The organism is Agrobacterium sp. CFBP2214, assembly GCF_030209895.1.
Lineage (GTDB): Bacteria > Pseudomonadota > Alphaproteobacteria > Rhizobiales > Rhizobiaceae > Agrobacterium > Agrobacterium radiobacter.
Window position 1 is genome coordinate 247681 of the sequence record NZ_JARVRC010000005.1, and the last position, 12743, is coordinate 260423.

General features: G+C 57.1%; 11 protein-coding genes. All 11 read left to right on the plus strand.

The genetic code is table 11. From position 1 onward, the window contains the following. Positions 1 to 21: 21 nt before the first annotated feature. Positions 22 to 249, plus strand: a complete 228-nt coding sequence (locus QRN60_RS15700) for a hypothetical protein (protein WP_129565387.1) — start codon at positions 22 to 24, stop codon at positions 247 to 249. After that, positions 246 to 2276: an FUSC family protein gene (locus tag QRN60_RS15705; protein WP_112295892.1), complete on the plus strand. Its 2031-nt coding sequence runs from the start codon at positions 246 to 248 to the stop codon at positions 2274 to 2276. The genes QRN60_RS15700 and QRN60_RS15705 overlap by 4 nt, the downstream gene beginning before the upstream one ends. Continuing rightward, complete coding sequence (locus tag QRN60_RS15710; protein WP_060723741.1) at positions 2273 to 2482, plus strand: DUF1656 domain-containing protein; 210 nt, start codon at positions 2273 to 2275, stop codon at positions 2480 to 2482. Before QRN60_RS15705 ends, QRN60_RS15710 begins: the two co-directional genes overlap by 4 nt. After that, the gene (locus QRN60_RS15715) at positions 2479 to 3357 is read left to right on the plus strand and encodes an efflux RND transporter periplasmic adaptor subunit (RefSeq protein ID WP_112295893.1); all 879 of its coding nucleotides are present in this window, start codon (positions 2479 to 2481) and stop codon (positions 3355 to 3357) included. The genes QRN60_RS15710 and QRN60_RS15715 overlap by 4 nt, the downstream gene beginning before the upstream one ends. 420 nt (positions 3358 to 3777) lie before the next feature. After that, a complete protein-coding gene (locus QRN60_RS15720; RefSeq protein WP_112295894.1) occupies positions 3778 to 5046 on the plus strand; it encodes a sugar ABC transporter substrate-binding protein in 1269 nt (422 codons plus the stop codon). A 13-nt stretch (positions 5047 to 5059) separates the two neighbouring features. Further along, on the plus strand, positions 5060 to 6148 hold the full coding sequence (locus QRN60_RS15725; protein ID WP_060723737.1) for a carbohydrate ABC transporter permease: 1089 nt from the start codon (positions 5060 to 5062) through the stop codon (positions 6146 to 6148). Further along, entirely contained in the window at positions 6148 to 7026 is an 879-nt protein-coding gene (locus QRN60_RS15730) for a carbohydrate ABC transporter permease (RefSeq protein WP_162694840.1), read from the plus strand. Before QRN60_RS15725 ends, QRN60_RS15730 begins: the two co-directional genes overlap by 1 nt. Before the next feature lie 266 nt (positions 7027 to 7292). Continuing rightward, positions 7293 to 8888 carry a peptide ABC transporter substrate-binding protein gene (locus tag QRN60_RS15735; RefSeq protein WP_080864656.1) on the plus strand — a complete coding sequence of 532 codons (1596 nt, stop codon included), beginning with the start codon at positions 7293 to 7295 and terminating at the stop codon, positions 8886 to 8888. A gap of 54 nt (positions 8889 to 8942) precedes the next feature. Then, positions 8943 to 9866, plus strand: coding sequence for an oligopeptide ABC transporter permease OppB (oppB, locus tag QRN60_RS15740; RefSeq protein ID WP_003510218.1), 924 nt, complete (start codon positions 8943 to 8945; stop codon positions 9864 to 9866). Further along, positions 9859 to 10989 carry an ABC transporter permease gene (locus tag QRN60_RS15745; protein WP_112295895.1) on the plus strand — a complete coding sequence of 377 codons (1131 nt, stop codon included), beginning with the start codon at positions 9859 to 9861 and terminating at the stop codon, positions 10987 to 10989. Before oppB ends, QRN60_RS15745 begins: the two co-directional genes overlap by 8 nt. 1 nt (position 10990) lies before the next feature. Then, positions 10991 to 12601 carry an ABC transporter ATP-binding protein gene (locus tag QRN60_RS15750; protein ID WP_162694839.1) on the plus strand — a complete coding sequence of 537 codons (1611 nt, stop codon included), beginning with the start codon at positions 10991 to 10993 and terminating at the stop codon, positions 12599 to 12601. Positions 12602 to 12743: the final 142 nt, after the last annotated feature.

The window sequence follows — 12743 nt, forward strand, 5'->3', positions numbered from 1 at the left end:
GGGTCCACGCGCATAACCTTTTTGAGGAAGCTTACACGCGCCTTCCTCTTGAAAATCCACACGTTCCTTGCCCGCCGGCCCAAAGCCACCTCGACTGTTTCGTGTGCCGACCCGGCTGAAGCCTATATGAATGCCTGCCTGGCGGCACCGCCCTTCTGCTATGTTTCACCGGCAATCTACGGTCTCACCGATGCCGACAACCAGCGAGACCTCCCCACCGGAAGCTCCCGGCCGGGAGATGAGGCGTGAACACCCGCCCGGTCGTCACCACCGCCAACGTCATTTTTTCCTTGAAGACGTTCGCAGCGGCAATGCTGGCTTATTTCATCGCTATCAACTTCGATCTGCCTCGACCGTTTTGGGCGGTAGCTACGGTTTACATCGTCGCTCATCCGCTTTCGGGCGCGATCTCCTCCAAGTCAGTCTATCGACTGCTCGGAACTCTCATCGGCGGCGGCGCGACGATCCTCATGGTTCCCACCCTCGCAAACGAGCCTATACTGCTTTCTGCCGCGATCATTGCCTGGGTCTCGGTATGCACCTTCATCAGTCTTCTCGACCGCACGCCCCGAAGCTATGTTCCGCTACTGGCCGGATATACGGTGCTTCTTGCGGGTTTGCCGCTGGTCACGGCTCCCGCAAACACGTTTGATACGGTCGTATCGCGCATTGAGGAGATCGGTCTTGCCATCACGTGCGCCTCGATCGTCAGCCATGTCGTCTTTCCTGCCCATGTGGGCAACGTTCTCGTCGGTCGGATCGACGCATGGATGGCAAAGACGCGAACGCTCCTCGCCACGACGGCAGTCGGAGAGGTAAGCGAAATCCAGAGCAGGATGGAGCGACAAGGTCTCGCGGCGGATGCTGTGGAAATGCGCTCGTTTACGACGCATCTTCAATATGACGGCTCCAGATATCGACGTGCTGTTTCGTTGACCCGATCGCTGCAGCACCGAATGGTGTCCTTACTTCCATTACTGGCTGAACTCGAAGATTTGCGGCGCTCATTGACCAGGCTGAATACCTCCGGCGCGCAATGGGCTCTGGTTGTGATTGCACGGGTGGCTTCTCGTTCGACGAATACCCCAGAACGCCTGAAAGTCGAGATCGATGCGCTTGCTCCGTCCGATACGCTTCATTCCTGGGAAAATCTTCTCCTCGCCAACGCTTCGCGGAATCTCGTGAATATTCTTCGGATATCCGACGAGTGCCGCACTCTTCGAGAATCTCTGGAAGAAGAGAATACGGCGAGAGCGACCCGCCGCTTCACGGCGCCCGAGACAATGCCAGCCCAGCATCGCGACATCGGAATGGCTTTGCTGTCGGCGCTTTCAGTGGCGATCTGCCTGGCGACATCAATCTTCTTCTGGATCGCAAGCGGCTGGCCAGATGGAATGACGTTTGCGCAGATATCAGGGGTCACTTGCTGCCTCCTTGCCACAATGGATGATCCGGTTCCGGCGATGCGCAAGTTTGTCCGCGTAACGATTGGCTCTGTCATCGCAGCATTCGTCTACGGTTTCGCGATCCTTCCGGCGATCGACGGTTTCGTGCCGCTCGTCGCGGCACTTGGGCTATTCCTGATCCCGGCGGGAATAAGTCTCGCGGTGCCGTCGCTGGCACTCGTCGGCATGGGATTGTGCATAAATTTTCCCCTTCTCCTCACACTCCAGGCACACCAGAGCAGCGACTTCATCACATTCTCGAACACGGGGATTGCCACCGTACTTGCCATGGTCTGGACGATTATAGTCTGCGGTATCTTCCGGTCCGTAAGGGCGGAGACAAACGCCAGAAGGCTTTTTTCCGTTACACAGGGGCACGTTGCGAAAATCGCCGCCGGCAGACATGCAGACGCTCATGTCACGCACCATCACGTCATCGATATCGCCGGTCTGTTTGCTTCGCGAGCGGCAAAACTCCCATCGACTTCCGATGCCGCGAATGCCGATCTTATTCGGGATTTGCGCACAGGCCTTCATGTGGCGGAGATGCAGCGGCTTGCGGATGAAGCGTCCGAGCCAGTTCGTTGTAAAATGGAAGCCGTCTTCAAGGCAGTGGAAGGGCTATACGACCTGAAGTCCACCAGACGCCGTGAGTCATTGGAAAATGCCCTTGCGGTTTTGGACGAGCTTGTTCTTTCCGCTCCGGGCACTCTCACGGCGGCTGCGGAACGGGAGCTTCTGGTGCAGGTCGTCGCCCTTCGTGTTTGCCTTGCGCCGGACGCTGATCCGCCGGGCTTCTCGACGCCACCTGCAAGCGAGATGGCGGCATGACCGGACAATTCGATCTCTATGGCGCCTTCCTGCCATCGTTCGCGGCGCTCGCCCTGTTCACCTACGGCGTCCTCCGCGCTCTTGCATCGGCTCTCTCCAAGATCGGGTTCTATCGGCTGGTATGGCATCGTTCGCTGTTCAACGTCGCACTCTACGTCACCCTTCTCGGCGTGTTTTCAATTGCTATGAGCTGGTTTCAAAGATGAAGAATGTCACACATATTTCGGGTCGGGTTCTTTTGACCCTGTCTATGGTCGCTTGTGCTGCGGTGCTGAGCATGCACCTATGGTCGTTTTACATGGAAGCGCCATGGACCCGCGACGCTCATGTCCGTGCCGACATTGTCAGGTTGGCTCCCGATGTCTCCGGCCCCGTCACGGAAGTTCTGGTGTCGGACAACGAGTGGGTGGAGAAAGGCGCAACGCTATTTCGTATCGAAACACTTCGTTTCGAGCTTGCACTGCGTGACGCGGAAGCTCAGGTGCGGAGCGCCAGGGCTTCCGCGGAACTGGCAAGAGCCGATTTCGAACGATATCAGTTGCTCGCCTCGAAAGAGGCTGCCAGCCTGAAGCAGCAGCAGCAGGCGGAAAGCCAGATGCATCAGGCAGACGCTTCATATCAATCTGCGCTTGCCACCCGGGATCTCGCCGCGCTCAACCTGGAGCGGACAACCGTGAAAGCGCCCGCAACTGGGGTCGTCACGAACTTCTCTTTGCGCCGCGGAAACTATGTCTCTTCGGGTAATGCCATCGGGGTGCTGGTAGAAAGAGAATCCATCTATGTCGCAGGATATTTCGAAGAGACAAAGCTTCCCCGGCTCCACGTCAACAATCGGGTGAGGATCGACATCATGGGTGAGCCTGAACCTGTGATCGGGCACGTCGCAAGCATCGCGGCCGGCATCGAGGATCGGGAGCGCAGCGATTCCGCAGGTGCTCTCGCAAGTGTGGCACCAACATTCTCATGGGTTCGTCTGGCCCAGAGGATTCCGGTGCGGATATCGATCGACGAGATCCCTGATGGCGTGCAACTGATAGCGGGCCGGACTGCAACGGTTTCGATTGAACAAAAAAGGGACTAGGTCTTATCTGGCTCTATCAACGGCGTTGTGTGATCGCTAACCGGGTTTAGTCGTAAGGTTCCTGGAACCTTTCGCAGCCGATTACGACTCGGTTTGCAGCGAAACAAGCCATTGGAGCCACCTATTGCCAGCCGCCTGGGAGATACCGAGAACGACGACGCCGGCCGGCGTTCCCCGGATCGGGCCGAGGCCGCCAGGAATCACTGCTTCAAAGGCAGACAGCATACGCTCGGGGCCGGTCAACGGATCGAACGTCCCCAAGCGTATGCTGCAAAAGATTGCCGCAACGGCGGAGATGGAGCGGAACTTGCAGCCGCCGTAGCGAGGCTTTCGCAATAGGACACTGTTGTCCGAATGCGAATTTTCTGCGGAACAATCTGTAGATGGTGAAGTTACCCTTCTTCAGGAGGAGGACCATCTATGACCACCAAAGCCATTTTTGCCGGAGCAGCCACTGCCCTGTCGATGCTTTTTTCCACTTCCGCATTGGCACAAACCGACCTGACGATGTGGTATCATGGTGCGGGCAATGTTGAAGAACGCAAGATCCTGGCGGGCATTATCGAGGACTTCAATTCGTCTCAGTCAGACTGGCGGGTCTCGCTTCAGGAATTTCCCCAGAGCGCATATAACGAGTCCGTCACCGCCGCTGCGCTCTCCAACAAGCTGCCTGACATTCTGGATGTCGACGGCCCAAACATGCCAAACTGGGCGTGGTCCGGTTATCTGCAGCCACTGCAGATCGATGAGGCAAAGCTTGCCAATTTCCTGCCGGGCGCCGTCGGGAAGTGGGGAGACAAGCTCTATTCAGTCGGCCTGTGGGACGCAGCCGTCGCGGTCTTCGCCCGCAAATCGGTTCTTGATGACAATGGCATTCGCATTCCAACGCTGGACCAGCCATGGAGCGGCGAAGAATTTAATGCAGCACTCGAAAAGCTCGCGGCCAGCGGCAAGTTCGACTATGCGATCGACCTCGGCATGGCCGATAAAACCGAATGGTACAGCTATGCCTTCAGCCCGTTTCTGGAAAGCTTCGGCGGCAGTTTGATCGACAAGGAAAATTATCAAACCGCCGAGAACGTCCTTAACGGAGACAGTGCCATCAAGTTCGGAGAATGGTGGCAGTCCCTGTTCCAGAAGAAGCTCGCACCCGGAACATCGCAGTCGCCTGCCGACCATGAAACCGGATTTCTGGAGGGCCGCCACGCCCTCCAATGGATGGGCAACTGGGTTGCGGTGAAGGCTCTGGAGAAATATGGAGACGACCTGCTGTTCCTGCCGGCCCCTGACTTCGGGAACGGTCCGAAGATCGGCGCCGGGTCCTGGCAGTTTGGCGTGTCGGCCACCAGCAAACATCCCGAAGGCGCATCCGCCTTCATCGAATTCGCCATACAGGACAAATATCTCGCGCAGTTCTCCGATGCGATCGGCCTGATCCCGGCCACGTCTTCGGCGGCCCAGATGACGAAGAATTACAAGCAGGGCGGCCAGCTCGAGGTTTTCTTCGAGCTCTCCAAGCGTCAGGGAACATTGCGTCCGGTGACGCCAGCTTACGCCTTCATCTCGCCGGTCTTTTCCAAGGCTGTGTCCGACATTGCCAACGGCGCGGATGTTGCCGACACGCTGGACAATGCAACCGACGAGATAAACAACAACATAGAGCGCAATTCCGGTTACCAACCCAAATAGGGGCATGTGATCGATGGCGCTCTTTTCCTCAAAGGGGAAACTGACCCGGGACGGTTTCACGGGCTGGTTCATGGCTGGACCGGCCATGGTGCTGATCGGGCTGTTCCTGATCACGCCCTTTCTGCTGGGGCTCGGTTTTTCCTTCACCAACCAGCGGCTGACATCTCCCAATCCCACCGAGTTTGTCGGCGTTGAAAACTACACCCGGCTGCTGGGTATCGGCGTGCTCACGCTCGAGCCGGAAAGGGAGGCGGATGGGAGCCTCAAGCAGGGTGCGGATGGCGCCATCTCCTATCCGCGAATTCGCAATTTCACCCGCAACAATCCCGACTATCCCCATCTGGAAGGGATGCGGGAATATAAGAGCTTCACCTGGGGCGAGAACCAGATCGTCATTCTGGCGCGCGACGTTGTGTTTTTGACAGCACTCGTCAATACGCTTTCCTTCGTGGCGGTCGTTGCGCCGGTTCAGGCAGCACTTGCGTTGTTTCTTGCCCTGTTGGTGAACCAGAAAATTCCCGGCGTCACGATTTTCCGTGCGATCTACTTCATGCCTGTGGTGCTGTCGGTGGTGGTGGTGGCCCTGCTCTGGCGGTTTATCTATGCGGCGGATAACGGTCTTCTGAACAGCCTTTTGAGTTACATGAGCTTCGGGCTGTTCCAGCCAGTCGACTGGCTGGGCAGAACCGATACCGCCCTGTGGGCCATTCTGGTGATGTCAGTCTGGCAGGGCGTCGGTTTCCACATGGTCATATGGCTTTCCGGCCTGCAAACAATCTCTCCGGATCTTTACGAGGCGGCTGATATCGAAGGAGCGAGCCGCTGGCAGAAGTTCAGCATGATAACCTGGCCGCTGCTGCGCAACACGGCCGTGCTGATTATCATCGTCATTACCATGCAGGCTTTTGCCCTTTTTGCGCAGATCGATGTGATGACCAAGGGCGGACCCCGCGATTCGACGCAGAGCATCGTCTATCAGGCGGTTGAGCGGGGATACCGACAGCAGGACATCGCGGCAGGTTCGGCAATCTCGGTCGTCCTGTTCCTGCTTGTCCTGTGCATATCGCTCACCCAGCGATACCTGACAAGGGAGAAGCAATAATGCAGGCCGGACAACGCAAAAGCCTCGCTTTTCTCATCGGCAACTATGTACTCATGCTGGCTTTCGCCGCGATCTTCATTTTGCCCCTACTGTTCATGGGCTTCTCGTCGCTGAAACCGAACGACCAGCTGCTCAGTGATGCCACGTCGATACGAGCTTTCCTGCCGGTGGGAGACCTTTCGCTCGAAAACTACACCGCGGCTTTTGCCCGAGCGCCGATTGCGACCTTCATATTCAACTCGGTGCTGGTAACGGGCGTTACCGTCTTTCTCGCCCTGCTGCTTGGCTCACTTGCCGCCTTCGCTTTCACCTTTTTGAACTGGCGTGGAAAGGATGTTCTCTTCTCGGTCATCCTCTCCACCCTCATCATTCCCTTTGAAACCATTGCCGTGCCGCTGCTGCTGGAAGTCAACAACCTGCCATGGATCGGCAGCAATGGGTTTACCTGGGGATGGCTCAATTCCTGGCATGTGCAGATCATTCCATGGATCGCAGACGGGCTGACGATTTTCCTCTTCGTGCAATATTTCAAGGATCTGCCGAAGGAGTTGCTGGAGGCCGCACGCATCGACGGGGCTGGCTGGCTGCGGATTTACGCGCAGGTGGTGATGCCGCTCAGCGGCCCGGTCATTGCAACGGCTGCGATCCTGAAGTTTCTCGTCATGTACAGCCAGCAATATCTATGGCCGCTTCTCGTTACCCAGTCCGAGGCCTACAGGCCGGTGATGGTGGGGCTGCAATATTTCTTCCAGCTCAACACACCCTGGGGTGAGGTGATGGCTTATCTCACCATCATCACGCTGCCGGTGCTGATCTTTTATCTCTGCCTGCAGAGGCTGTTCATCTCCAGCATCGCGGCGAGCGGGATAAAGGGATAACGCATCGGCAAGGTCGCGGCGCGAACCGTTCGGCCCCCCGAAGGCCGGCATTTTCGCTGCGCGACAGCCTGCCGCCGGACGAGTTCCCACCAAAGTTTTCTACAAGAAACTCTCGGGTCAAGCGCGGGAGGCTGGATACGTCATCCCAAGTGAAACGCGCGGTTTCCCCAGAACTCACAATTTATTGTGGTTGCGTTATTGTGGTTGCGCTTTGAAGCAATTTGGCCTTGTTTGTGGGCTCAAAATATTCACGGGGAAAGAAAACAATGTCGATAACAACAAAAGTTCGCATCACTCTGCTGGCAGGATCGCTTCTGATCGGCGCCAGTTCCGCACTAGCAGAAACAGTTCTGCACCGTGGTAATGCTGGGGAACCACAGACGCTCGATCAGGCACAAACCTCGATCAACATCGAAGCCTTTATCCTGAAAGACCTTTATGAAGGTCTCACCATTTACGATGCTGCCGGCAAGATCATTCCCGGTACGGCGGAAAGCTGGACGCTGTCTGAGGATGGCACAGTCTACACGTTCAAGCTGCGCGCGGATGCGAAGTGGTCAGATGGTACTCCGGTAACGGCTGGAGATTTCGTTTTCTCCTACCAGCGCGTCGAGGACCCGAAGACCGCCGCAAAATATGCGAATATTCTCTACCCGATCAAGAACGCCGAAAAGATCAACAAGGGCGAAACGCCGGTTGAGCAGCTCGGCGTGAAGGCGGTGGATGACAAGACCCTTGAGATCACACTCGAGCGCCCGACACCCTTCTTCGTTGAACTGCTTGCCCATCAGGCGGCTCTGCCCATCTCAAAGGCGAGCTACGAAAAGAACGGCACGAATTTCGTAAAGCCTGGTGTCATGGTCTCGAACGGTGCATACAAGCTCGAAGCGCATGTCCCGAATGACAGCCTGACGGTCGTCAAGAACACCAGTTTCTGGGACGCAGCAAACACCAAGATCGATAAGGTCATCTTCTACCCGGTGGATGACCAGGCCGCATCCGTTCGCCGTTTCGAAGCGAAGGAAATGGACCTCGCCTACAATTTTTCCGCAGATCAGATCGACCGTCTGCGCAAGGCCTATGGTGAACAGGTTCACGTTTCGCCGACGCTTGCGACCTATTACTACACCTTCGATACCCGCGAAGCGCCCTATAACGACGTCCGGGTCCGCCGAGCCCTGTCGATGGCGGTGGACCGCGATTTCCTCGCCAAGGAAATCTACAGCGGCTCTCAGGTTCCGGCCTACTCGATGGTTCCCCCCGGTATGGCTTCCTACGGCGAGCCAGCCAAGGCCGACTTTGCGACGCTGTCCCAGCTTGATCGCGAAGACGAAGCCCTAAAACTCATGAAGGAAGCCGGCTACGGTGAGGGCGGCAAGCCTCTTTCCGTCGAAATCCGCTACAACACCAACCCGAACCATGAGCGTGTTGCCACCGCTATTGCAGATATGTGGAAGAACACCTTTGGCGCAAAGGTGTCGCTGGTGAACCTCGACGTCGCCTCGCACTATGGCTACCTGCAGGAAGGCGGCAAATTCAATGTCGCGCGTGCTGGCTGGGTTGCCGACTATGCGGATGCGGAAAACTTCCTCGCGCTTTCCATATCCTCCAACAAGACCTTCAATTACGCCAAGTTCAACAACGCCGAATATGATGCGTTGATGAAGAAATCCTATGACGAAAAGGATCCGGCAGCGCGCTCCAAGCTGCTGCATGAGGCAGAAACGATCCTCATGAAGGAACAGCCGGTTGCTCCGCTTCTCACGCAGGCCGATCTCTGGCTGGTTTCCAACCGCGTCAAGGGTTGGGAAGATAATGCTGCCAACGAACACCTCAGCCGCTTTCTGAGCGTTTCCGAATAAGCAGCACTGGCACGGCGACAAAACCCGCCGTGCCATGCCGGAGCCCGAAAAACCATGATCTCGTTTATTCTGCGCCGTTTGGCGAGCGCCGTGCCGACGTTGTTTATCGTCGTCACGATTTCGTTTTTCCTGATGCGTTTCGCACCGGGCGGTCCGTTCAATCTTGAACGCCCCCTGCCGCCGCAGACGATGGAAAACCTGATGAGAACCTATCATCTGGATGAACCATTGTGGCGCCAGTATCTCATCTATCTCGGCAATGCCGTCACCGGCGATTTCGGTCCGAGCTACATCTACAAGGACAACACCGTCGCCCAGTTGATCGGCAAGGGTCTGCCCTATTCGCTGGAACTCGGCAGCTATGCTCTTCTATTGGCGCTGGTGGGCGGCGTTCTTGCCGGCACCTTCGCCGCGCTCAAGCAGAACAGCGCCTTCGATTTCTCGATCATGTCGATTTCGACAGTCGGCGTCACCGTGCCGAACTTCGTTGTCGCACCTGTTCTGACGCTGATCTTCGCCGTCATGCTCGGGCTTCTGCCGGCAGGCAGCTGGGGCGACGGATCGCTGCGATATCTCATTCTTCCAATGATCGCGCTCGCTTTGCCGCAGCTTGCGGTTATCGCGCGCCTGACGCGCGGTGCCATGATCGAGGCTCTGCGGATGGACCATATCCGCACCGCCAAGGCTTATGGTCTTCCAGCGCGCAGCGTGGTGGTGTTCCACGCCATGCGCGCGGCGATGCTTCCGGTCGTTTCTTATCTCGCGCCCTGTGCCGCAGCCCTGCTCACCGGTTCGGCGGTCGTCGAGACGATCTTCACGATCCCCGGCGTCGGCCGCTACTTCGTTCTTGGCGCCATCAATCGTGACTATACGCTGGTCATGGGAACCGTCGTTCTCGTCGCCATTTTTGTCATCGTGTTCAATCTCGTGGTCGATATTCTCTACGGCCTGCTCGATCCGAGGGTCAGACATGACTGATATCTCCGGCAATATTGCCCCTCAACCATCGGTGAAAAGCCGAAGCCTGTTCCAGCTGGCAGCCCTGCGTTTCAAACGAAACAAGGCGGCCATGGCTGGCTCCATCATGCTCGTGCTGATTACGCTTTTCTCATTTATCGGTCCGAATTTCCTTACGCACACCTATGATCAGGTGTTTTCGTCCTATGTCTCCGTGGCGCCAAGCCTTGAGCCACGCCCGGATGTGAACAACCTTCAGGGCGTGATGGAGGGCGTCGCAGGCCGCGCGCGCGTGGAACTGAAGGAATTTTCCGTGGAGGGGCAGACCTTCACGGCAACCATCACCTCCAGTAGCCCGATCGACCCGCGCGCGACACGTTATTTCGACCGCGCCAACGAATTCGAAAATACGAATGTCGTCGCCACCGAAGATGAAGGCCGGACGCTGAAGCTGGAAGGCGAGGTAAACCGCGAATACTTCTTCTTCGGTACGGATTCGAACGGTCGCGACATGCTGGCTCGCGTGATGCTGGGTGGGCAGATCTCGATCACCGTCGGCGTTCTCGCCAGTCTCGTTTCGCTTGGGATCGGCGTCGTTTACGGTGCTACGGCGGGGTATATCGGGGGGCGCGTCGACAATGTGATGATGCGTTTCGTCGAAATCCTCTATTCGCTGCCTTTCGTCTTTCTGGTGGTCGTTCTGGTGGTCTTTTTCGGCCGCAGCTTCATCCTGATCTTCCTTGTCATCGGCGCCGTGGAATGGCTGGATATGGCGCGTATCGTGCGCGGCCAGACGCTCGCCTTGAAACGGCGGGAATTTGTGAGTGCTGCCCAAGCCTTGGGTTTGAGCGACTGGCAGATCATCCGCCGCCACATCATTCCCAATACGATCGGGCCCGTCGTCGTCTTCGTCACCGTTGTCGTGCCTAAGGTCATTCTTCTGGAAAGCTTCCTCTCCTTCCTCGGTCTTGGCGTGCAGGCGCCGTTGACGAGCTGGGGCGCGCTGATTTCCGAAGGTGCCAACAATATCCAATCGGCACCATGGCTCCTGATATTTCCGGCGATCTTCTTCGTGCTGACCCTGTTTTCGCTCAATTTCGTGGGCGATGGGTTGCGTGATGCGCTCGATCCCAAGGATCGTTGATATGACCAAGACATCTGAAACCATCCTCACCGTCCGCAATCTCAAGGTCGATTTCACCACGCCTGATGGCACGGTGAATGCCGTTAAAGGCATCGATCTTGACGTCAAACCGGGGGAAACGCTCGCCGTTGTCGGCGAATCCGGTTCCGGCAAAAGCCAGACCATGATGGGCATCATGGGGCTGCTTGCATCCAACGGCGTTATTGAGGGCTCGGCAAAATATCGTGGGCGCGAGCTGATCGGTCTGCCGGTCAGCAAACTGAACGACATCCGCGGCGCGAAAATCACCATGATTTTCCAGGAGCCGATGACCTCGCTCGATCCCCTCTACAGGATAGGCGCGCAAATCGCCGAACCGATCATCCACCACAAAGGTGGCAGCAAAAGACAAGCGCGTGCACGCGTTCTCGAACTCCTGAAGCTCGTGGGAATTCCTGATCCGGAGCGGCGCATAGACAGCTACCCACACGAACTCTCCGGCGGCCAGCGCCAGCGAGTCATGATTGCCATGGCTCTCGCAAATGAACCGGACATTCTGATTGCAGATGAGCCGACGACTGCGCTTGATGTAACGATCCAGGCGCAGATTCTCGACCTTCTGAAGTCGTTGCAGCAACGCTTCGGCATGGCCATAGTCCTGATCACGCATGATCTCGGCGTTGTCCGCCACTTTGCCGATCGCGTCGCCGTCATGCGCCGCGGCGAGATTGTCGAGACCGGCACGACGGAGGATATCTTCGATCGTCCGCAGGCGGAATACACCAGGATGCTTCTTGACGCAGAACCCAGCGGGCACAAGCCTGCAGTCGGTAAAGAGGCGCCGATCGTTCTTTCCGGCCAGAACGTGACAGTCGATTATAAAATCCCCGGCGGCTTCCTGTCGAAGCCGAGCAGGTTTCGGGCCGTCGATGACGTCAATTTCAGCCTTCACCAGGGACAGACCATCGGCATCGTCGGTGAATCGGGATCGGGCAAGTCCACGCTCGGTCGCGCGCTTTTGCGTCTTGCCCATGCAAATGGCCGCATTTTCTTTGGCGCGACGGAAATCAGCGGCCTCGACCGAAAGGCCATGCGGCCTTTGCGACGGCATCTACAGCTGGTGTTCCAGGATCCCTATGGCTCTCTCTCGCCGAGACAGACTGTCGGAGAAATAATCACCGAAGGTCTGTTCGTGCATGAGCAGCAACTCAGCCGGGCGGAGCGTGACAAACGCGCAATCGAAGCGCTGAAAGAAGTCGGTCTCGATCCCGCCGCCCGCAACCGTTACCCTCACGAGTTTTCAGGCGGACAACGTCAGCGTATCGCAATTGCCCGCGCGATCATCCTTAAGCCTGATGTCGTCATTCTCGACGAACCTACATCGGCGCTGGACCGATCCGTTCAGGGCCAGGTTATCGACCTGCTGCGCGATTTGCAAAAAACGCACGGCCTTTCTTACATCTTCATCAGCCACGACCTTTCTGTCGTCAAAGCCATTTCGGATTACGTCATCGTCATGAGAAACGGGAAGATTGTGGAGGAGGGAGAAACGGACGACATATTCAACAGGCCGACGGCGGAATATACCGAAACACTCATCAAATCCGCGTTCTCGGCGGGAGTCGCACGGTAGATTAGCGCCCGACTACCCCTCTTGGCAGGGCACAGGACGATTACGTCCGCGCTGTTCTTCCGGGTCTCGGTCTATCCCTGCGATCCTGCAAATCCAGCTTCTGTATAATCTCAGGCATTGAGAGGTTGGAGATCTGGCCGAC

Excerpts from the sequence above, each read along its gene's own strand:
- QRN60_RS15725 (WP_060723737.1), top strand. The coding sequence starts at position 5,060 with ATGGCGCTCTTTTCCTCAAAGGGGAAACTGACCCGGGACGGTTTCACG.
- QRN60_RS15715 (WP_112295893.1), top strand. The coding sequence starts at position 2,479 with ATGAAGAATGTCACACATATTTCGGGTCGGGTTCTTTTGACCCTGTCT.
- QRN60_RS15720 (WP_112295894.1), top strand. The coding sequence starts at position 3,778 with ATGACCACCAAAGCCATTTTTGCCGGAGCAGCCACTGCCCTGTCGATG.
- QRN60_RS15730 (WP_162694840.1), top strand. The coding sequence starts at position 6,148 with ATGCAGGCCGGACAACGCAAAAGCCTCGCTTTTCTCATCGGCAACTAT.
- QRN60_RS15710 (WP_060723741.1), top strand. The coding sequence starts at position 2,273 with ATGACCGGACAATTCGATCTCTATGGCGCCTTCCTGCCATCGTTCGCG.
- QRN60_RS15745 (WP_112295895.1), top strand. The coding sequence starts at position 9,859 with ATGACTGATATCTCCGGCAATATTGCCCCTCAACCATCGGTGAAAAGC.
- QRN60_RS15735 (WP_080864656.1), top strand. The coding sequence starts at position 7,293 with ATGTCGATAACAACAAAAGTTCGCATCACTCTGCTGGCAGGATCGCTT.
- oppB (WP_003510218.1), top strand. The coding sequence starts at position 8,943 with ATGATCTCGTTTATTCTGCGCCGTTTGGCGAGCGCCGTGCCGACGTTG.
- QRN60_RS15750 (WP_162694839.1), top strand. The coding sequence starts at position 10,991 with ATGACCAAGACATCTGAAACCATCCTCACCGTCCGCAATCTCAAGGTC.